Genomic DNA, 18,862 nt, shown 5'->3' with positions numbered 1-18,862 from the left:
GACTCCTACCTGTCGAGATGGGGTGCGACCCCGGCGGCGAACGCCGCCATCTGGTCGGTCAGTTCGCTGCGGCTCCGACTGCGGAACCGCACCTGGATCTGGTGGACGCCCATGGCCCCGTACTCGCGCAGCGACTCGGCGAGGACCTCCGGCTTTCCGGTGAGGGTGCGCCGCCCGACGGACCAGTCCGGCTCACCGACGTACAGCGGCTCGGTGATCGCGCCGATGACGATCGGGGCCCCGATCCCGGCCGCCTCGCGCAGCTCCTTCACCCTGGCGATCTGTGCGGGCAGCTTCTCCCGCGGATCGCCCTGCGGCAGCCAGCCGTCCCCCCGCATCGCGGCCCGGCGCACGGCGGCGGGCGAGGAGCCGCCCACCCAGACCGGCACCCGCTCCTGGGCCGGGCGCGGCAGCTGCCCGAGCCCGGCGAAGGAGAACCGTTCCCCCGCGAACTCCGGGTACTCCTCAGGACCGAGCGCCGCCTTCAGTGCGTCGATGGTCTCGTCGAGGACCCCGCCCCGCCCCTCGAAATCCGCCCCGAGCGCCTGGAATTCCTCCGGTACGTGCCCGGCCCCGACCCCGAGGATCAGCCGGCCGCCGCAGAGGTGGTCGAGGGTGGCGTACTGCTTGGCGGTGGCCAGCGGGTGCCGCAGGCCGACGACGGCGACATGGCTCATCAGCAGCACCCGCTCGGTGATACCGGCGAGAAAGGCGAGAGTGGCGACCGGGTCGTACCAGACGGTGCTCATGACCCCGGCGAGCCGCCGCGGGATCGCGACATGGTCGCAGCTCGCGAGGTAGGCGAAGCCGGTACGGTCGGCGGTGCGGGCGATCTCGGCGAGGTCCAAGGGGGTGGCCTCGGTCTCCCACCCCTCCGCGTAGATGGTGCTCTGCGACTGGATCGGCAGCTGCATCCCGTACGACAGCGGCCCGGTGGGCAGTATCGGCACCGGACGGCCTCCTTCCCGAGGGAATCTGACGCATCGTCATATGACGGACGCGGGGGCCATCGTCGTACCTGACGTCACATCAGACAAGAGGCGGGCGCGAACCGGGCGGCCTGCCGGCCGGGTCGAGCAGCGGCGTCCGGCACCGACGAGGCCGTCGGACGGGTGGCATCATCGCCGGCATCGCGGTCCGGTCCGGACACGGCCCGTTTCGCTGCGGTTCGCGCGCGCCAGGGCCCCGATGGCGCGTGGGGGTGCGCCACCGAGGCCCCTGCGTTCGGGATGAACAGTGACGAGGCGGGCGCGGCCCGCTCCCGGCGTACCGTTCGCGTCAGACGGACACGGGCTCACGGACGGTGTGGTGCCTGCTGATGTTCTTCTCCAGCAGTTCCGTCGAACGCCGCACTCCGATTCCGCCGGAGGGTGCGAGCTCGGGGAGCCGCCCGTCGGACTGCTTGAGGTCCGTCAGCGCGGCATCGATGGCGGCATGTGCGGCAAAGAGGCAGGGAGTGCTGTAGATGGCCGCCTGGCACTCCAGCTCGGTCAGTTCGGAGAGCGAGAGCCTGGGCGACTTTCCGCCCGCGATCTGGTTGAAGAGCAGCGGCTTGTCACCGACCACCTTCCGGATGCGCCGGATCCATTCGACGCTGCGCACCCCGTCGACCAGGACGACGTCGGCGTCCGTCCCGGCCAGCGCCTCGGCCCGGCGCAGGATGTCGTCCTCCTCCGTGGCGTCCGTCCGGGCGACGACCACCAGATCCTGCCTGCTCTCCAGTACGAGGTTGAGCTTCTCCAGATACTCCTCCAGCGGAAGCACCTGCTTGCCGTCCGCGTGACCGCACCTGCGGGGGCGCTTCTGGTCCTCCAGGATGACGCCGGAGGCGCCGATCCTCTCCAGCCGCTGCACCACGTGGCAGGCGACCTCGGGATCGACGTAGCCGTCATCGATGTCGACCAGCAGATGGTGGGAGGGGAAGGCCGGCCGCAGCCGCTCCACGAAGGCAACCATGTCCGGCCAGGCGATGAAGCCGATGTCGGGGAGCCCGTAGTGGGAGGCGGCGAAGCCGAATCCGGACACGAAGAATCCGTCGTAGTGCCGGGCCACGACGGACGCCGAATACATGTCGTAAATGCCGATGAGAGGAGTCGTTCCCGGAGATCGGACTTCTTCCCTCAGCGCACTTCCGTATCGCACAGCGTCTCCTTGCCAATGAGTCGTTGACTCGCGAATCGGTGTCCGGCACATCGCCGATGTGTCGAATTTCCGATTCGGTGATTCCATTGCGAGAAAAAGGTGTCGAGCGACGCCTTCTCAGGTGATGCGGAATTCGGCGCCACCGGGACCGGGAGTCACCGAGACACCGGTGACCGAATCAGGGGTATGCGAATCGGCGATTCAGCAATTCACTGATGCGACGAATACGGAAACACCACACGCAGTGCTCACTTGCGGAAGAGGCGACGGCACCCATGCCGCACAGGAAGTGAAGAACTGCCCTCTTCGCGAAGACGCGTATATCTATACAGGCATGACCGTCCCTTTACTTCGGGACACGCCGCGTTTGACCCTGCATACGAAACCGGAGGGTCGTTTTCCTTCGGATCACCGACGCATCGCCGGAAGGACCGTCGACCGCCCGACAGCGACGTCATGTTGGGGCGCTGTGGCGATGACCGCCGATCAGGCGAACCGGCGACAGGCGGGACGGCGTCCACTTCGAAGCGTCCCTTTCACCTGAAGGGTGGATACACAGGTCGTTCGCCGCTGGGCAGGCTTTCCGCGCTTGGAAGCAGCACCGCCAAGCAGCGTTCGAACTCGTAAGACAGACAAGGAGCACGTCTTGAAGCGCATGGGACTTCTGTCCGCCCGCATGGTGATCGCCGCAACCGCTTCGGTCCTGTTGGCGGCCGGCACCGCACAGGCCGCACCGGCGAAGTACGCGCAGCACGCCGATGCCGCCGCCCAGTTGAAGAAGGCGGGCATCACCTGGACGTCCAGCGGAAACTGCTCCGACTGGAACAAGAAGTCGTGTACGTCGTTCACTCAGATCAACAAGGCGACCATCGCGGGCACGATCGCCTTCAAGAAGGTCAGCGGCTGCAAGGTGATCGTCACCGGCGGCACCGAGAAGGGCCACAGCCCCGGCACGTACAGCCACCGGAACGGGTACAAGACAGACATCTCAACCAAGGTCTCGTGCGTCAACAACTACATCACCAGCAAGTTCGCCAAGGCGGGGAAGCGTAGCGACGGGGCCGCTCTGTACAAGTCCCCCGCCGGCAATGTCTACGCGCGGGAAGGCAGCCACTGGGACATCACGCACTACAACAGCAAGGCGTAGCGGAAACTGCCGCCTCCGACGGAGGCTTCCGGCATCGGACAGCGGCACGCATGTGAAGGAAGCAGCCGCCTCCTTCACATGCGGCCGCGACGCCGGATGCCGTTCCCGTCCGTCCTCGACCGGCGGACGGGGGTGGCATCGGCCGGGCGTGCCGGTCAGCAGTCCGGGATCACCGTCCCGTTGTTGTCCCGCGCCTCGTCGTTGCCCCAGCGGGACAGGTAGTACGCCGAGACATACGCGCCGCGCCCGTTCTTGCCCGCGTACACCGTGTCCAGGTCCGTCTTCAGCCACCAGTGGTTGTAGCTGGAGCCGGAGCCGACCTGTGCGCCCCACACCTTGCAGTAGACGTAGTTCGTGCCCGCCTTGAGGACGCCCTGCGCGTCGCCCGTGCCGGCCGTCGCGTAGCCCGTGGCATCGGCGAAGGTGTCGACCCAGTACTTGCCGCCACCGCCACCTCCGCAGCCGTTGTCACTGGTCAGGTACTTGCTGTAGTACGAGCCGGGATACGGGGCGAGTGACTGGCCGTTGATCGCGATGGTCTGGCCGACACCGTTGTACAGCTGCTCGTAGTGGATGTGGGCGCCGCTGCTGTTGCCTGTGGAGCCGGTGACGCCGATCTGCTGGCCCTGGGAGACGGAGGCGCCGTCGGCGACGGAGTACGAGGCGAGGTGGAAGTAGTAGGTCTGCCAGCCGCCGCCATGGTCGATGGCGATGTAGTTGCCCGCACCGCTGGGCTGGGAGTAGCGGTGGGCCGTCCCGCCGGACGAGGCGAGGACGGGGGTGCCGGCCGTGGCACCGCCGTCGGTGCGGACGAAGTCGAGGGCCTGTCTCACTTCCGCCGAGTGATGGCTGTAGGTCCAGGTCTGGCCGCAGGGGAACGGTGCCTTGAAGTTCGGGGCCGCGGCGGCGGGGGTCGCGGTCAGCAGTCCTGCGACGAGGGCCACCAGGCCCAGCAGGGCGATACGTATCGAGCGCATGCGCGGTCAACCTCCGAGTCGAATCCGAGTGGAGTACCGGGGGTACGGGGACAGCAATCCAGGTTGAACGGACCCAAGAGTGCCGGAAGTTCAGCTGTCCCAGTAGACCCGACAGCCCCCGGGAACCCGAGCCGGCCGCTTCGGAGAAGTGCGGCCGGCGCGCGCCGGTGCGATGGCACCGGATGGGAACCCGGGGGCTGTGGAACTCGACGGAAACGACATGGAGCTGCCGCAGCAGAAGACCCTTCATCTGCTGCGGCAGCGATCACAGGGACTGTTCCGAACCCTGAGCGGGTTCCCGTCCATTCCCCTTGAAACTAGTTACCTCACGGTCCAACGTTGCCAGGAATGCAGACCGCGTACGACTGGACGGTCTGCGCGGTGGCGCCGTTGTTGTATGCGGAGACGTGCCAGGTGTTGGTGGCGCTGTCCGGGTAACTCGCGGTCCAGATGATGTCCGGGTTCTGGAACTGGCTCACGGCGCCTCCCCCGGTCAGCACGGTTCCGGCAGGGCACACGGCCACGATGTCCGTGGTGCTGCCCCCAGCGGGCACAGACGCGAAGTTGCTGGTGGCCTGCTGGGACGGGCCAACAGGTCCCGCCGGGCCGGTGGCCCCCGTCGCGCCGGTGGCACCCGTCGCGCCAGTAGCACCGGTGGCACCATCAGCACCGTTGGTACCGGCAGCACCCGTCGCACCCGTCGGACCAACAGGACCCGTCGCACCATCAGCACCGTTGGTACCGGCAGCACCCGTCGCACCCGTCGGACCAACAGGACCCGTCGCACCATCAGCACCATTGGTACCGGCAGCACCCGTCGCACCCGTCGGACCAACAGGACCCGTCGCACCATCAGCACCATTGGTACCGGCAGCACCCGTCGCACCCGTCGGACCAACAGGACCCGTCGCACCATCAGCACCATTGGCACCGGCAGCACCGGTGGCACCCTGCAGACCCGTCGCACCCGTCGGACCAACAGGACCCGTCGCACCATCAGCACCATTGGTACCGGCAGCACCGGTGGCACCCTGCAGACCCGTCGCACCCGTCGGACCAACAGGACCCGTCGCACCCGTCGGACCAACAGGACCCGTCGCACCATCAGCACCATTGGCACCGGCAGCACCGGTGGCACCCTGCAGACCCGTCGCACCCGTCGGACCAACAGGACCCGTCGCACCATCAGCACCATTGGTACCGGCAGCACCGGTGGCACCCTGCAGACCCGTCGCACCCGTCGGACCAACAGGACCCGTCGCACCATCAGCACCATTGGTACCGGCAGCACCGGTGGCACCCTGCAGACCCGTCGCACCCGTCGGACCAACAGGACCCGTCGCACCATCAGCACCATTGGTACCGGCAGCACCCGTCGCACCCGTCGGACCCACAGGACCCGTCGCACCATCAGCACCATTGGTACCGGCAGCACCCGTCGCACCCTGCAGACCCGTCGCACCCGTCGGACCAGCAGGCCCAGTCGCACCGGTGGCACCGTTAGCACCGTTCGCCCCATTGGCACCGGACGCACCCGTGGCACCGGTGACGCCCTGCAGACCCGTCGCACCCGTCGGACCAGTCGCACCGGTCGGACCGTGAGCACCAACAGCACCGGACGCACCCGTGGCACCGGTGGCGCCCTGCAGACCCGTCGCACCCGTCGGACCAGCAGGCCCAGTCGCGCCGGTGGCACCGTTAGCACCGTTCGCGCCATTGGCACCGGACGCACCCGTGGCACCGGTGACGCCCTGCAGACCCGTCGCACCCGTCGCACCAGCAGGCCCAGTCGCACCGGTGGCACCGTTAGCACCGTTCGCACCATTGGCACCCGCCGGACCCGTGGCACCAGTGACGCCCTGCAGACCCGTCGCACCCGTCGCACCAGCAGGCCCAGTCGCACCGGTGGCACCGTTAGCACCGTTCGCACCATTGGCACCCGCCGGACCCGTGGCACCAGTGACGCCCTGCAGACCCGTCGCACCCGTCGCACCAGCAGGCCCAGTCGCACCGGTGGCACCGTTAGCACCGTTCGCACCATTGGCACCCGCCGGACCCGTGGCACCAGTGACGCCCTGCAGACCCGTCGCACCCGTCGCACCAGCAGGCCCAGTCGCACCGGTGGCACCGTTAGTACCCGCCGGACCCGTCGGACCCATGGGTCCCGTCGGGCCGGTGTCGCCCGTGCCCGGGAAGTCGTCACAGAACGGCACTGTGGTCTGCGTCGAGATGAAGCGAGCGGTCATCCAGCCGCTGCCGTTGGACAGCAGGTACCAGTATGGGTTCCCGCCGACGGTCTGGCCGACCACCTGGCAGGCGATGGACACCGTGCCGCCGGACGGCACGGTGCCCACGATCTGCGACTGGGTGGTGGGAGCGCTACGGATGTTCTGAGAGGTCTGGGAGGTGACCGTCCCGGACACGCTGGCCGCCACTCGGCTGGCCATCAATCGGTTGGCCGCCTGCGAACCCGTGGGGCTCGGCGCTCCGTGAGCGATGTCCATGGGGCACAGCGCCAGGGTCACACCCAGCGACATGGCACCCAGGGTTGAACGGGACAGGATGTCCCAGCTTCTCGATTTGTGCATCTCGGATTCCTTACCGGGTCTGCGTTGATCGGAGCCGTGACTGTGACAGCCGCAACAGGGCAAGGGCATATGCGCCACGCCGATGATCTGCCGTCCGAGTGCTGGCAGCTCCCCTTGTGAGTGAGTAAAGCTTCGGCCATCTGCCCCTATTCGCATATTGGTTACGCCCGTTGGACATTTCGGCCCGGCCGGCTACACACCCCGAGAATTCCGTGTCGCGTCGCGGCCACTGGATTCCGGCGCACTAGCGTCGCTTTCCTCGGTGACCGGATCGGCCGATCCCGCACACCGCACCAATTCGCCGTGGAGCGTTACTCCATAGAAGCCAGATTGGGAGATGTATATGACAAATCTGATCGACCGTCCTACCGAAGAACGGCCACCCGCCCTGCACCGCAAGCCGTCGATCTGCCTCTGCATGATTGTCAAGGACGAGGCGAAGGTTATCGAGCGATGCCTGAACTCCGTACGCGACCTGGTGGACACATGGGTCATCTCCGACACCGGCTCCCATGACGGAACACAGGAACTGATCCGCGCCACGATGAAGGGGATTCCGGGAGAACTCCACGAGGACCTCTGGGCCAACTTCGGCCACAACCGCACCCTGAACATCCAGCGCGCACGCGGCAAGGCCGACTATCTCCTGCTCATCGACGCCGACATGGCCGTCCGACGGGAGGGTCCACTGTCCGAACTGTCCGAACTGAGCGCCGATTCCTACATGTTGCGGCATCTCGGTTCCCTCGAATACCGCATCCCCCGGCTGGTCAAGGGGGACATCCCATGGGGCTACGAGGGCGCGACTCACGAATTTCTGACCACCGCCCAGCAGCACACGGTTGCCGATCTCTCGGCCCTCAGCATCGAGCATTTCGCCGACGGCGGCTCGCGCGGGGACAAGTTCACCCGGGATGCCCGCCTGCTGCGCGAGGACCTCAAGCGCAACCCCGACAACCCCCGCACGGTCTTCTACCTCGCGCAGACTCTCCGCGACATGGGTGAGACCCGAGAAGCGATCGCGGCGTACGAACGTCGGTCCGGCATGGGCGGATGGGACGAGGAGGTGTACTACGCCCTGCTGCAAGTGGGAGTGCTCAAAGCCGACTCCGGTGACTGGCCCGGCGGCATGGACGCTCTCACCCGCGCATGGGAGAGCCGGCCGCAGCGGTTGGAAGCCTGCTACGAACTGACCAGCCGGCTGAGGAAGATGGGGCGCTATCAAGCAGCCAACGCAATCGCCGTCGCCGGTCTCAATCGCCCCACCCCCAAGGACTGGCTGTTCATGGAGCCCTGGATCTACAGCTGGGGCCTGCTCTTCGAGCACTCCATCACCTCCTACTGGACCGGCGACGCGCGCGGATCGCTGGCTTCCTGCGACCGCCTCCTCGCCCTGCCGGACCTTCCGGCCGACTACCGCGAACAGACCATCAACAACCGTAAGTTCGCGGCCGACCTTGTCGCAGCACGCTCCAGCCGGTCAGCACCCGCCACCTTTGCCCGCCCGAAGACCGCATGACAGGCGCACGGGGCGGCTGAGGGGGAAACCGGGAGAGGCGCGGAACAGGTCCGGCCTCGGTGACGACGTGCCGCCGCTTGCGCGGTCACTTCCGGTACAACGCCTCGATCTCCTTCTCGAAGTCCCGTGCGATCACATCCCGTTTCAGCTTCAGCGACGGCGTCAGGTGCCCGCTCTCCTCCGTGAAGTCCCCCGGCGGCACAGCAAACTTGCGGATCGATTCGGCGCGCGAGACCAGACGGTTGGCCTCGTCGACCGCACGCTGGAGCGCGCTGCGCAGCTCCTCGTCCGCCACCAATTCGCGGATCGGCACGTCCTGCTTCTTCTTCATCTGCCGCCAGTGGGCGAGCCCGTCCGGCTCCAGGGTGATCAGGGCGGTGATGAACGACCGGTTTTCGCCGACCACCATGCACTGGCTGACCAGCGGGTGGGCACGCAACCAGTCCTCCAGTGGTGCCGGGGTGACGTTCTTGCCGCCGGAGGTGATGATGATGTCCTTCTTGCGGCCGGTGATCGTGAGGTAGCCGTCCTCGTCCAGCGCGCCGAGGTCGCCGGTGGCGAACCAGCCGCCCTCCTGTACGGGCACGGCCTCGCCGCGTTCGGCGTCCCAGTAGCCCTGGAACACCTGGCGGCCGCGGTGGTCTCCGTCAGGCCGTAGCCCTCGAAGATCTCGATGCCGGCGCCCGAGTAGAACGCGGCGAGCCGGCGGCCCAGCGGGGAGCCGCCGCAGATCGCGTACCGGACGTGTCCGCCGAGTGCGGCCCGGATACGACGGTGGACCAGCGGGTCGTACAGCGCACGAGTTGCTCGCAGCCCCCAGCCCGGTCCGGGGCCGGTGCCGTGTTCGGCGGCCTCGACGGCCTGTCCATATCGCTGGGCGATCCTCGCGGCGCGGTCGAACGACGAGGCTCGGCCCATCTTCTCGGCCGTGGCGCGGCCGGTGTTGTAGACCTTCTCCAGTACGTACGGGATGGCCAGCAGGAACGACGGCCTGAACCCGGCCAGGTCGGCCAGGAGGTCCTCGGTCCGGATGGACGGGGCGTGGCCGAGGCGGACCCGGGCGCGCAGACAGCCGATTGCGACCATGCGTCCGAAGACGTGGGAGAGGGGAGGAAGAGGAGCGTGGACGCGGGGTATTCGCGACGGCAGTTGCCACCACCGCAGGACTCGGGGACGTGCACGCGGCGCTGCAGCCCGTCATACGTTCGTCGGCGCCGGGCGGCGCCCGCCACGGATCCGCTCGAACTGACCGTGTACGCAGACGGGTTGACGCCGCACCGCCGTGGCACCGAGGTCACGATGGCGACGGAGGCACGGTCGGGCGGCGAGCTGATCTGGGAGTCGCGCAGCGGCTATCTGTCCCGCCACCCGACCACGACCGCTGTTGCTCCCACCGCTGTCGCCGCAGCCCCTGCCACCGAGCTCCCCGCCGTCGCCGAGTGGCGGCTCCGCGGCGATCTGGGACGTCGCTACGGGGAGGCGTCCGGTGACCGGAACCCCATCCATCTGTACCCGCTGACGGCCCGGTTGTTCGGCTTCCCGAGGGCCATCGCGCACGGCATGTGGACGGTCGCCCGCTGCCTGGCCGAAGCCGACGATCCGGGCCGGATCCGTTCCGTACGCGCCGACTTCAAGGCACCGGTCCTGCTCCCGGCGACGGTGATGTACGCGGCGGACGGATCGGGCTCCGCCTTCCAGCTCCGCAGCGGCAGCCGGGTCCATCTCACGGGGTCGACGACGCGGGACGGCGCAGGAGCGGATTCGTGACCGGCCGCTGCTACCTCTGACCGGCGGACTGGCTCGGTGGCAGCCACGGGCGACCGTGCATGAGGTTCTCCAGACCCGCCCAGGCGAAGTTCATCAGCGTGGCCGCGGCTTCCTTCGCCGAGACGCCCGGGGTGTCGTTGGCCCAGCCGGCGAGCGACTCCGCAGCCCCCACGAGGGCCTGCGCCAGACCCGCCACATCGCGGTCCGGCAGTGCCGGATCATGGTGAGCCTCACGGGCCGCCGCACCGATCAGACCCGTCACGAACGCAACGATCTCGTCGCGCATCACCATGACCTCGGTGGCGAACGGCTCCCCGTGCGTACGCGCCTGCCGGTGCAGTACCGCCCAGCCGTCCGGGTTCTCCGCGGTGTGCGTGAAGAATGCCCGCAGCCCCGCCCACAGTTGCCGATCCGCCGGAAGCTCCGGCTCCACCCCCGACTGAACCGCTGTGACCAGCGCTTTCGCCTCGCGCTGGATGCAGGCGGTGAAGAGCTCTTCCTTGGAATTCAGATACAGATAGACCAGCGGCTTGGACACCCCGGCCAGCTCCGCGATCTCGTCCATCGAAGCGGCCCGGTATCCGCGCTGCCCGAACGTCCGTACCGCGGCGTCCATCATCTGCTGCTCGCGCACGGCACGCGGCATCCGTTTGCTCTTCACAGCACCCACGTCCGACTTTCTCCCGCCCCCACCGTCCTGCTCCTCGGCAAGAGTACGGCGCAGGCCCCTTGCCCGACGTACGGAGAGGGCTTCCGCGGCCACCGAGTGGCCGGTTGTACACCCATCGGAAGTCATGTCTCCCGGGGCCGGGGATCACCCTGTGGTGGGACAGCGGCTCCCCCCTGCGCGCGATGTTCCCGCACGGCCGGATCCGTAGCGTCTTCACCATGATCAGTCCTCGCAGCCGGGCCACGGCCACGGCGATCACCCTGGCCGTCCTGCTCGCCTTACCCACGACCGCCTCAGCCGCCCCGGGTCCCGCAACCCGCCCCGATGCGACCCCTGCGGCGCACGCCGTCACCGGACCGTCACTCGAAGTCCCCCGGCCGACCGGACCCTACGCAACGGGCCGGGACACCCTGCATCTGACCGACCGGAGCCGACCGGACCCCTGGGTCCCGGCGGCGGGCGCCCGGCAGTTGATGGTGTCGGTCCACTACCCGGCCCGGCCCGGCAGCGGCACGACGACCGCGCCGTACATGACCACGGACGAAGCCCGGCTGATGCTGGCGTCCCGCGGTCTGGAGGACGTGGTCCCCGCGACCACGGTCAGCGCCACCCTCACCCACGCCCGCCTGGCCGCCCGCCCGGCACCTGGGCGGTTCCCGCTGGTGGTGCTCTCCCCCGGCTTCGGCACGCCGCGGACAACGCTGACCGGCCTGGCCGAGGACCTGGCCAGCCGTGGATACGTCGTCGCGACGGTCGACCACGCCTACGAGTCCACCGGCACCACCTTCCCCGGTGGGCGTCTGCTCACCTGCGTCGCCTGCGAACGGACCGAGGGCACCGGAAGAGCCGGCCTGGCGGCCGTGTCCAAAGGACGGGCCGCGGACCTCTCCTTCGTCCTGGACCGGCTGACCGGCCGTCACCCGGCCTGGCGTCACGCCCGCATGATCGACCCGGACCGGATCGGCATGGCCGGCCATTCCATCGGCGGCAACGCCACCGCCTCGACGATGGCCGCCGACCACCGTGTGCGCGCCGGGGTCGACATGGACGGCACCTTCTTCGACCCGGTCCCCGCCGGCGGGCTCGACGGCAGACCGTTCCTGATGCTCGGCACCGCCTCCGACCACCATCCCGGCGGTGAGGACGAGAGCTGGGACGAGGGCTGGGCGCGGCTGGACGGCTGGAAGCGCTGGCTGACCGTCACCGGCTCCGGTCACTTCACCTTCACCGATGTCCCCGCGCTGGGAGGACAGTTGGGCATGGTCGACCCCGAGGCGCCGCTCTCCGGCGAACGCTCGATGCGGATCACCCGGGACTATGTCGCGGCCTTCTTCGATCTGCATCTGCGAGGTACGCCGCAGCCGCTCCTGGACGGCCCGACACCGGACAACCCCGAGGTCGGGTTCCAGCACTGATCCGGCCCGGACGGGACGAGGCGCGTCGCGTCACGCACGCACGTGGTGCTCAGAGCCCGAGCGCCACGTGCGTGCGGTAGTGCGGGCACCGGGTGAAGTCGTCGTGCTCGCAGCCCGGCGCGCACTCGACCAGGTCCAGCGAGGCCTGCACGGCAGCGATACGGGTCCGCAGCCGCGCCGCCTCACCGACGAAGCGGTCCAGCGCGCACGCGCTCGAACAGGGCGGCTGTTCCTCGCACTCCCCCTCTTCGTCACCTCGGGCACCGCTCCCTGAGGTGCCGGCCGGAGCCCGCGCAACGGCGAGCGCCCCCGGGCCGTCGACGGACGGACCGGGGGCGCTCGGTGCAGACTGCGGCCGTTACGCGGCGACCGGCACGCGCTGCGGCTCGGCGTCGTGCACTTCGGCGTCGTCGACCGGGGAGGACGAGGCCGAGTTGTACGCGTCGTGGTCGAGGATCTTCTCGCGGGCCGAGACGATCACCGGGACCAGCGCCTGACCCGCCACGTTGGTGGCCGTACGCATCATGTCCAGGATCGGGTCGATGGCCATGAGCAGACCGACGCCCTCCAGCGGGAGGCCCAGCGTCGACAGCGTGAGGGTCAGCATGACCGTCGCACCGGTGAGACCGGCGGTGGCCGCGGAACCGATCACCGAGACGAACGCGATGAGGACGTAGTCACCGACACCCAGCTGGACGTCGAAGATCTGCGCGATGAAGATCGCCGCCAGCGCCGGGTAGATCGCGGCGCAGCCGTCCATCTTGGTGGTCGCGCCGAACGGGACCGAGAAGGAGGCGTACTCCTTCGGGACGCCGAGGCGCTCGGTGACCTTCTGGGTGACCGGCATCGTGCCGACCGAGGAGCGGGAGACGAAGGCCAGCTGGATCGCCGGCCAGGCGCCCTTGAAGAACTGCAGCGGGCTGAGCTTGGCGACGGTGACGAGCAGCAGCGGGTACACGCCGAACAGCACCAGGGCGCAGCCGATGTAGACGTCGGCGGTGAACGTCGCGTACTTGCCGATCAGGTCCCAGCCGTAGTCGGCTATCGCATAGCCGATGAGGCCGATGGTGCCGATGGGGGCGAGTCGGATGACCCACCACAGGGCTTTCTGGAGCAGCTCCAGGACGGACTCGCTGAGGGTGAGGATCGGCTGGGCCTTCTCACCGAGCTGGAGAGCTGCGATACCGGCGACGGCCGCCATGAAGACGATCTGGAGCACGTTCAGCTCGGTGAACGGCGTGATCACGTTGTCCGGGATGATGCCGGTGAGGAAGTCGAGCCAGGAGCCCGCGTGCTCCGGCAGCTTGCCGTCCTTCGGGGTCAGCCCCGTACCGGAACCCGGGTTGGTGATCAGGCCGATCGCGAGGCCGATGGCGACCGCGATCAGCGAGGTGATCATGAACCAGAGCAGGGTACGGGTGGCCAGCCGGGCGGCGTTGTTGACCTTGCGCAGGTTGGTGATCGACACCAGGATCGCGAAGAAGACGAGCGGCGCGACGGCCAGCTTCAGCAGCTGGACGAAGATGTGGCCGACCTTGTCGAGCGTGGTGTAGAGCCAGTTGATGTCGTATGTACGGGCAAGCCACCCGAACACGACACCGAGGACGAGACCGGCGACTATCTGGGCCCAGAACGGGACCTTGGGTATACGGAAACCGGAGCCGGAGCCGGACGGGCTGTCGGTCGCGGCGGCGGACGCGGGATTCGCGGACACGGACACACTCCAGAAGTGACGCATCGGGGCGCACGGGGACGTCGTGCGGGGGGGCGGGGGTGCGGCGCCCGCGTCAGGGGCGGCGCCGCTGCATGGTGCCGGTTCAGACGTTGCGGCAACAGACCGCGGACATACAGCGGCATAGATCGACATGCAGGCGCTCCACGAGCGGGATGCTCGCGGCAGATCGATGGCGCACTGCTGTCTTCATGTCGAACACGTTAACACTTGAACTTTGAGAACCTCAAAGGTCTTCTTTGGGCGGGGATACGGGCCCCGGAGTGCCCGGCACACGTGCGGGAACGACGAAACCCCAGTACAGGAGCGCTCGCTCCGGCACCGGGGTTTCACACGGAAACTGTGCGGGGTGTGAGGAACCTTACGTGGCCCTTACGTCATCCTCACCGGGTCGTCACTGGGTGACGTGGTCCTCGCGGGTCCGGTTCGCTTCGAGCCGCGCCTTCGTGCGGTCGACCGTGGACACGATCTGCGCGGACATCTCGTCACGCTGCTTGCGCAGCAGCACGTAGCTGAGCGGCGCGGACAGAACCAGCGCGAGCAGGATCACCCAGACGAAATTGGAGCCACCCGCCCCCGCGGGAAGCAGACCGAAGTGGACGGCCACAGCTGCGACGGCGAAGCAGCCGACGAAGATACTGAGGCGCATCGCGGTGTACCGAATCGTCGCGCTCGGCCTGGCAGCGGACACAGTTGGCCCCTCTCTCTACGTATGACAGTCCTGCGATCCTGCCCGACCAGTGAAGCATGCCCCGGAATCGATCACTTCGGAGGGCTGCACCAAAGGGGGTCCGACGCGGCCGCCGGCCTGTCCGGCGGATCAGAGCCGAGGACCTCGGCCGAGCGGCAGCAGCATGATGATGTCGTCGCGGTCGTCCCCGTCGGCCACCCGTATCGCGTCGGGCACCCGCCCGACCTCCTTGTACCCGCACGAGGCGTAGAACCGGTCGACACCGGTGCCGCCGCGGCAGGCGAGCCGGATCGCCTCCATCCCCTCCATCCCGCGCGCGGCCTCCGCCACGGCGTCCATCAGGTCACGCCCGTAGCCCTTGCCCTGATGGCGGGGGCGGACCATCACCGTGTAGAGCCAGAGCCAGTGGGTCATCAGCCGGTGTGTGTTGAAGGCCAGGAAGGCCGTGGCCGCGACGGCACCCTCCTCGTCGTAACCGACCAGCAGCCGGGTCCGCCCCTCGGCCATGGCGACCAGGTGCTTGACCAGTTCGGGCCGGACGTCGTCGGCCGTGACGGGCGGTACGAAGCCGACCGCGCCGCCCGCGTTGGAGACATCGGTCCACAGCTCGGCGATGCCGTCCCGCAGGGTGCGGTCGCACTTGGGATCCAGCTCAAAAGTAAGTGCCATAGACGCAGATTAACTATTACCGATCCATCACCTCAAGCCTTGTCCGGTACGCGAGAAAGCCCCGGCCGACGGCCGGGGCTCTCGCACATCCGAACTACTGACGATGCGGCAGGTCGGGCGGGTCAGACGCGCATCGGCTGCGGCGACTCGCGCCGCCCGGCGTCCGGGCCCGGGTACTCGCGGATGATCTCGTACCGGGTGTTCCGCTCGACGGGGCGGAAACCCGCATCCCGGATCAGGTCCAGCAGATCCTCACGGCCGAGCTTGTTCGGCGTGCCGTAGTTGTCCGCATCGTGCGTGATCTTGTACTCGACGACCGAACCGTCCATGTCGTCCGCGCCGTGCTGGAGCGCGAGCTGGGCGGTCTGCACCCCGTGCATCACCCAGAAGACCTTGACGTGCGGGACGTTGTCGAAGAGAAGACGCGAGACGGCGAACGTCTTCAGCGCCTCGGCGCCCGTCGCCATCGTCGTCCGCGCCTGGAGCTTGTTGCGGACCTTGCCATCCTTCATGTCCACGAAGTCGTGCTGGTAGCGCAGCGGGATGAAGACCTGGAAGCCGCCGGTCTCGTCCTGCAGCTCACGCAGTCGCAACACGTGGTCGACTCGGTGACGCGGCTCTTCGATGTGCCCGTACAGCATCGTCGCCGGGGTCTTCAGACCCTTCTCGTGGGCGAGGCGGTGGATGCGCGACCAGTCTTCCCAGTGGGTGTTGTGGTCCACGATGTGCTGGCGGACCTCCCAGTCGAAGATCTCCGCGCCGCCGCCGGTCAGCGACTCCAGACCGGCCTCGATCAGCTCGTCGAGGATCTCGGAGGCCGAGAGCCCGGAGATGGTCTCGAAGTGGTGGATCTCGGTGGCGGTGAACGCCTTGAGGGAGACCTGTGGCAGGGCCTCCTTCAGCGCGCTGAGCGAGCGCGGGTAGTAACGCCACGGCAGGGTGGGGTGCAGCCCGTTGACGATGTGCAGCTCGGTGAGGTTCTCGCCCTCCATCGCCTTCGCCAGCCGGACGGCCTCCTCGATGCGCATGGTGTACGCGTCCTTCTCGCCCGGCTTGCGCTGGAACGAGCAGTACGCGCACGACGCGGTGCACACATTGGTCATGTTGAGGTGCCGGTTGACGTTGAAGTGCACGACGTCGCCGTTCTTGCGTGTACGCACCTCGTGCGCGAGGCCGCCGAGCCAGGCCAGGTCGTCCGACTCGTAGAGGGCGATGCCGTCCTCACGGGTCAGCCGCTCCCCTGCGCGGACCTTCTCCTCCAGCTCGCGCTTGAGCCCAACGTCCATGCGGCTGCCTCCCAGTTGTCGACGCGCTGTACCTTTCCCGGTGATACCGGGCACAACCCCCGGTCACCCGGGGGCTCCACCACGTTACGCCTACGCCTCCTCGGGAAGTCCCCCGACCCGGTTCTCCCACTTGGTGGAGAGCACGATCGTGGTGCGCGTGCGCGAGACACCCTTCGTACCGCTGAGCCGGCGGATGGTCTTCTCCAGGCCGTCCACGTCACCGACCCGCACCTTGAGCATGTACGAGTCGTCGCCCGCGATGAACCAGGCGTCCTCGATCTCCGCGAGGTCCTTCAGCCGGCCCGCCACGTCCTCGTGATCGGCCGCGTCGGAGAGCGAGATACCGATCAGGGCCGTGACCCCGAGCCCCAGGGACGCGGCGTCGACGGTGGCGCGGTAGCCGGTGATGACACCGGCGGTTTCCAGCCGGTTGATGCGGTCGGTGACGCTGGGCCCGGAGAGCCCGACGAGCCGCCCCAGCTCGGCGTACGAGGCCCTGCCGTTCTCCCTGAGGGCCTGGATGAGCTGCCTGTCCACCGCGTCCATGTGACTGAAACCTTCCATTGTTCAGCAGTATCGCGAGTTTACGTGTAGAATCTAAGGCATGCAGGCTTCAGCGCCTGCAAATCTTTCCGAACATCCAAAAAATGCTTTCGAATCTTCAGGAGTGAAAACACCGTGTACACGATCGAGATGGCCTACGCCCGAATGCGCGAGCTGCAGGACCTGGCCAACCGCTCGCGTGCCCACCAGCCCGCCGCCGCGCACCGGGTCGACAGGACCCGCACCCCGCGCGCCAAGAAGAAGCGCTGACCACAGGCTCAGTCCCCGGAGCCGCGAGAGCCGCCACCGAGCTCTCCCTCCCATCGGCGGTACAGGTCGTGCGGCACCCCCGCCGCGTCCAGCACCCGCCCCGCGACGAAGTCCACCAGATCCTGGATGTGCGTCGCACCCGCATAGAACGCCGGAGAGGCGGGCAGCACGACGGCGCCCGCCTCGTCCAGGCTCACCAGATGCTTCAGCGTCTGCCCGTTCAGCGGTGTCTCCCGCACCGCGACGACCAGCTTCCGCCGCTCCTTGAGCGTCACGCTCGCGGCCCGCTGGAGCAGATCCTTCGAGAGTCCGAGCGCCACCCCGGCCACACATGCCGTCGAAGCCGGGACGATCAGCATCCCCTTCGCCGGGTACGACCCCGAGGACGGCCCGGCGGCAAGATCACCGGCCGCCCAGTGCCGTACGCCCTCGACGTCCACATCGAAGGTGTGCGGCTTCCCGTCCGCCCCTCGCGCCAGCCAGCTGCGCAGATCCTCCTGCCAGTGCGCGTCGCGGAACGCGATCCCGGTCTCGTCCAGCAGCGTCAGCCGCGACGCCCGGCTCACCACCAGATCGACGCTCTCCCCCGCGGCCAGCAGACCGCGCAGCACGGCGGCGGCGAATGGGGTGCCCGAAGCGCCTGAAACCCCGACAATCCAAGGCTGTCGCTGGTGCTGACTCACTGAAGTCCCGGAATCCACACAGCCGAGCCTATCCGGCTGCCCGAACCCGGAACCGAGTAAGGTGCCCCAGCCGTTCGAGGGGTGGAACCAGGGGCGACACAGGAGACCGGCAGGGGGGACCGCGATGGCCGCATCGTCCGATCGAATCGCACCGGCGTGGAGCACGGGCGACCGCGCGAAGGCCGCGGCCAAGCTGATGCTGGGCTGGGTGGCGTTCCTCTGGATACTCGAAGTCGTCGACGTGTCGAGTGGCCACTCACTGGACACGTACGGGATCGAGCCGCGCCGGCCCGGCGAACTGCTGGACGTCGTGCCCGCGTCCTTCATCCACTTCGGCTTCGGCCATGTCGCCTCCAACAGCGTGCCACTGCTGGTCTTCGGCTTCCTGGCCGCGCTGGGCGGCATACGCCGGTTCGCGGCCGTGGCCGCGCTGATCATCGTGGTCGACGGTCTCGGGGTCTGGCTGGTCTCGCCGGCCGGCTCCAACACGGCGGGCGCGTCCGGACTGGTCTTCGGCCTCTTCGGCTATCTGCTGGTCCGCGGGTTCGTGGACCGCAGAGTGCTGGACATCGGCGCCGGGCTGGTGATCGGCGCGATATGGGGCTCGTCGATCCTGCTGGGGATCTCCCCCGCCAACACCTCGGTCAGCTGGCAGGGCCACCTGTTCGGACTGGCGGCGGGCGTGGCGGCGGCGTTCGTCTTCCGCCGCCGCCGGAGCACGGCGACACCCGCCCGACCGCTCATGCCGTAAGGCCTGTCCGGC

General features: G+C 68.3%; 17 protein-coding genes and 3 pseudogenes. 7 read left to right on the top strand and 13 right to left on the bottom strand.

What is annotated here, in order from left to right; all coding sequences use genetic code 11:
• Nucleotides 1-5: 5 nt before the first annotated feature.
• Entirely contained in the window at nucleotides 6-950 is a 945-nt protein-coding gene (locus tag NRF20_RS26105) for a TIGR03619 family F420-dependent LLM class oxidoreductase (protein WP_398632553.1), read from the bottom strand.
• 328 nt (nucleotides 951-1,278) lie between these two features.
• The gene (locus tag NRF20_RS26100) at nucleotides 1,279-2,142 is read right to left on the bottom strand and encodes an isocitrate lyase/PEP mutase family protein (RefSeq protein WP_413753367.1); all 864 of its coding nucleotides are present in this window, start codon (nucleotides 2,140-2,142) and stop codon (nucleotides 1,279-1,281) included.
• Between the two features lie 655 nt (nucleotides 2,143-2,797).
• Here NRF20_RS26100 and NRF20_RS26095 point away from each other — a divergent pair.
• Nucleotides 2,798-3,289 carry a hypothetical protein gene (locus NRF20_RS26095; RefSeq protein WP_398632657.1) on the top strand — a complete coding sequence of 164 codons (492 nt, stop codon included), beginning with the start codon at nucleotides 2,798-2,800 and terminating at the stop codon, nucleotides 3,287-3,289.
• Nucleotides 3,290-3,444: 155 nt separating this feature from the next.
• On the opposite strand, the gene NRF20_RS26090 is transcribed toward NRF20_RS26095, so the two are convergent.
• The 3 genes and pseudogenes from NRF20_RS26090 to NRF20_RS26080 form a co-directional block, all read right to left on the bottom strand.
• The gene (locus NRF20_RS26090) at nucleotides 3,445-4,266 is read right to left on the bottom strand and encodes a M23 family metallopeptidase (RefSeq protein ID WP_398632551.1); all 822 of its coding nucleotides are present in this window, start codon (nucleotides 4,264-4,266) and stop codon (nucleotides 3,445-3,447) included.
• Between the two features lie 326 nt (nucleotides 4,267-4,592).
• A complete protein-coding gene (locus tag NRF20_RS26085) occupies nucleotides 4,593-4,745 on the bottom strand; it encodes a hypothetical protein (protein WP_398632550.1) in 153 nt (50 codons plus the stop codon).
• Between the two features lie 1,806 nt (nucleotides 4,746-6,551).
• Nucleotides 6,552-6,713 (bottom strand): annotated as a pseudogene (locus NRF20_RS26080) (SH3 domain-containing protein); the annotation flags it as partial.
• Nucleotides 6,714-7,197: 484 nt separating this feature from the next.
• Here NRF20_RS26080 and NRF20_RS26075 point away from each other — a divergent pair.
• Nucleotides 7,198-8,373, top strand: coding sequence for a glycosyltransferase (locus tag NRF20_RS26075; RefSeq protein ID WP_413753366.1), 1,176 nt, complete (start codon nucleotides 7,198-7,200; stop codon nucleotides 8,371-8,373).
• A gap of 85 nt (nucleotides 8,374-8,458) precedes the next feature.
• Here the strand turns inward: NRF20_RS26075 and NRF20_RS26070 are convergent.
• Nucleotides 8,459-9,506: pseudogene (locus tag NRF20_RS26070) on the bottom strand (AMP-dependent synthetase/ligase); the annotation flags it as partial.
• 82 nt (nucleotides 9,507-9,588) lie between these two features.
• On the opposite strand from NRF20_RS26070, the pseudogene NRF20_RS26065 reads away from it, so the two are divergent.
• A pseudogene (locus NRF20_RS26065) lies at nucleotides 9,589-10,140 on the top strand (MaoC/PaaZ C-terminal domain-containing protein); the annotation flags it as partial.
• 10 nt (nucleotides 10,141-10,150) lie between these two features.
• Here the strand turns inward: NRF20_RS26065 and NRF20_RS26060 are convergent.
• Nucleotides 10,151-10,786 carry a TetR/AcrR family transcriptional regulator gene (locus NRF20_RS26060; RefSeq protein ID WP_413754605.1) on the bottom strand — a complete coding sequence of 212 codons (636 nt, stop codon included), beginning with the start codon at nucleotides 10,784-10,786 and terminating at the stop codon, nucleotides 10,151-10,153.
• Nucleotides 10,787-11,028: 242 nt separating this feature from the next.
• On the opposite strand from NRF20_RS26060, the gene NRF20_RS26055 reads away from it, so the two are divergent.
• Nucleotides 11,029-12,225: an alpha/beta hydrolase family protein gene (locus NRF20_RS26055; protein WP_413753365.1), complete on the top strand. Its 1,197-nt coding sequence runs from the start codon at nucleotides 11,029-11,031 to the stop codon at nucleotides 12,223-12,225.
• Nucleotides 12,226-12,292: 67 nt separating this feature from the next.
• Nucleotides 12,293-12,499 carry a hypothetical protein gene (locus NRF20_RS26050; RefSeq protein ID WP_398633512.1) on the top strand — a complete coding sequence of 69 codons (207 nt, stop codon included), beginning with the start codon at nucleotides 12,293-12,295 and terminating at the stop codon, nucleotides 12,497-12,499.
• 84 nt (nucleotides 12,500-12,583) lie between these two features.
• On the opposite strand, the gene NRF20_RS26045 is transcribed toward NRF20_RS26050, so the two are convergent.
• From NRF20_RS26045 to NRF20_RS26025, 5 genes are all read right to left on the bottom strand, one after another.
• Nucleotides 12,584-13,939, bottom strand: coding sequence for a dicarboxylate/amino acid:cation symporter (locus NRF20_RS26045; protein ID WP_398633513.1), 1,356 nt, complete (start codon nucleotides 13,937-13,939; stop codon nucleotides 12,584-12,586).
• 412 nt (nucleotides 13,940-14,351) lie between these two features.
• Complete coding sequence (locus tag NRF20_RS26040; RefSeq protein ID WP_266365497.1) at nucleotides 14,352-14,606, bottom strand: DUF4229 domain-containing protein; 255 nt, start codon at nucleotides 14,604-14,606, stop codon at nucleotides 14,352-14,354.
• A gap of 171 nt (nucleotides 14,607-14,777) precedes the next feature.
• A complete protein-coding gene (locus tag NRF20_RS26035; protein WP_413753364.1) occupies nucleotides 14,778-15,317 on the bottom strand; it encodes an N-acetyltransferase family protein in 540 nt (179 codons plus the stop codon).
• A 122-nt stretch (nucleotides 15,318-15,439) separates the two neighbouring features.
• Nucleotides 15,440-16,603, bottom strand: coding sequence for an aminofutalosine synthase MqnE (mqnE, locus tag NRF20_RS26030; RefSeq protein WP_327274613.1), 1,164 nt, complete (start codon nucleotides 16,601-16,603; stop codon nucleotides 15,440-15,442).
• 90 nt (nucleotides 16,604-16,693) lie between these two features.
• The gene (locus tag NRF20_RS26025; protein WP_266360698.1) at nucleotides 16,694-17,149 is read right to left on the bottom strand and encodes an Lrp/AsnC family transcriptional regulator; all 456 of its coding nucleotides are present in this window, start codon (nucleotides 17,147-17,149) and stop codon (nucleotides 16,694-16,696) included.
• Between the two features lie 132 nt (nucleotides 17,150-17,281).
• Between NRF20_RS26025 and NRF20_RS26020 the strand changes: the two genes are divergently transcribed.
• A complete protein-coding gene (locus NRF20_RS26020; RefSeq protein WP_256102855.1) occupies nucleotides 17,282-17,416 on the top strand; it encodes a hypothetical protein in 135 nt (44 codons plus the stop codon).
• Between the two features lie 8 nt (nucleotides 17,417-17,424).
• Here the strand turns inward: NRF20_RS26020 and NRF20_RS26015 are convergent, their stop codons facing one another.
• Nucleotides 17,425-18,099: a UbiX family flavin prenyltransferase gene (locus NRF20_RS26015; protein WP_329834155.1), complete on the bottom strand. Its 675-nt coding sequence runs from the start codon at nucleotides 18,097-18,099 to the stop codon at nucleotides 17,425-17,427.
• A gap of 124 nt (nucleotides 18,100-18,223) precedes the next feature.
• Between NRF20_RS26015 and NRF20_RS26010 the strand changes: the two genes are divergently transcribed.
• Nucleotides 18,224-18,850, top strand: a complete 627-nt coding sequence (locus tag NRF20_RS26010) for a rhomboid family intramembrane serine protease (protein ID WP_114245113.1) — start codon at nucleotides 18,224-18,226, stop codon at nucleotides 18,848-18,850.
• Nucleotides 18,851-18,862 lie beyond the last annotated feature (12 nt).

It is taken from the genome of Streptomyces sp. R-74717, from assembly GCF_047305335.1.
In the GTDB taxonomy this organism is placed as follows: Bacteria; Actinomycetota; Actinomycetes; order Streptomycetales; family Streptomycetaceae; genus Streptomyces; species Streptomyces atratus.
This window is presented reverse-complemented; position numbering and strand designations above follow the sequence as displayed.

What these genes read in the sequence shown, in the direction of transcription:
- NRF20_RS26095 (WP_398632657.1), top strand. Translation starts at nt 2,798, where the DNA reads ATGGGACTTCTGTCCGCCCGCATGGTGATCGCCGCAACCGCTTCGGTC.
- NRF20_RS26090 (WP_398632551.1), bottom strand. Translation starts at nt 4,266, where the DNA reads ATGCGCTCGATACGTATCGCCCTGCTGGGCCTGGTGGCCCTCGTCGCA.
- NRF20_RS26075 (WP_413753366.1), top strand. Translation starts at nt 7,198, where the DNA reads ATGACAAATCTGATCGACCGTCCTACCGAAGAACGGCCACCCGCCCTG.
- NRF20_RS26060 (WP_413754605.1), bottom strand. Translation starts at nt 10,786, where the DNA reads ATGCCGCGTGCCGTGCGCGAGCAGCAGATGATGGACGCCGCGGTACGG.
- NRF20_RS26055 (WP_413753365.1), top strand. Translation starts at nt 11,029, where the DNA reads ATGATCAGTCCTCGCAGCCGGGCCACGGCCACGGCGATCACCCTGGCC.
- NRF20_RS26040 (WP_266365497.1), bottom strand. Translation starts at nt 14,606, where the DNA reads ATGCGCCTCAGTATCTTCGTCGGCTGCTTCGCCGTCGCAGCTGTGGCC.
- NRF20_RS26035 (WP_413753364.1), bottom strand. Translation starts at nt 15,317, where the DNA reads ATGGCACTTACTTTTGAGCTGGATCCCAAGTGCGACCGCACCCTGCGG.
- mqnE (WP_327274613.1), bottom strand. Translation starts at nt 16,603, where the DNA reads ATGGACGTTGGGCTCAAGCGCGAGCTGGAGGAGAAGGTCCGCGCAGGG.
- NRF20_RS26025 (WP_266360698.1), bottom strand. Translation starts at nt 17,149, where the DNA reads ATGGACGCGGTGGACAGGCAGCTCATCCAGGCCCTCAGGGAGAACGGC.
- NRF20_RS26010 (WP_114245113.1), top strand. Translation starts at nt 18,224, where the DNA reads ATGGCCGCATCGTCCGATCGAATCGCACCGGCGTGGAGCACGGGCGAC.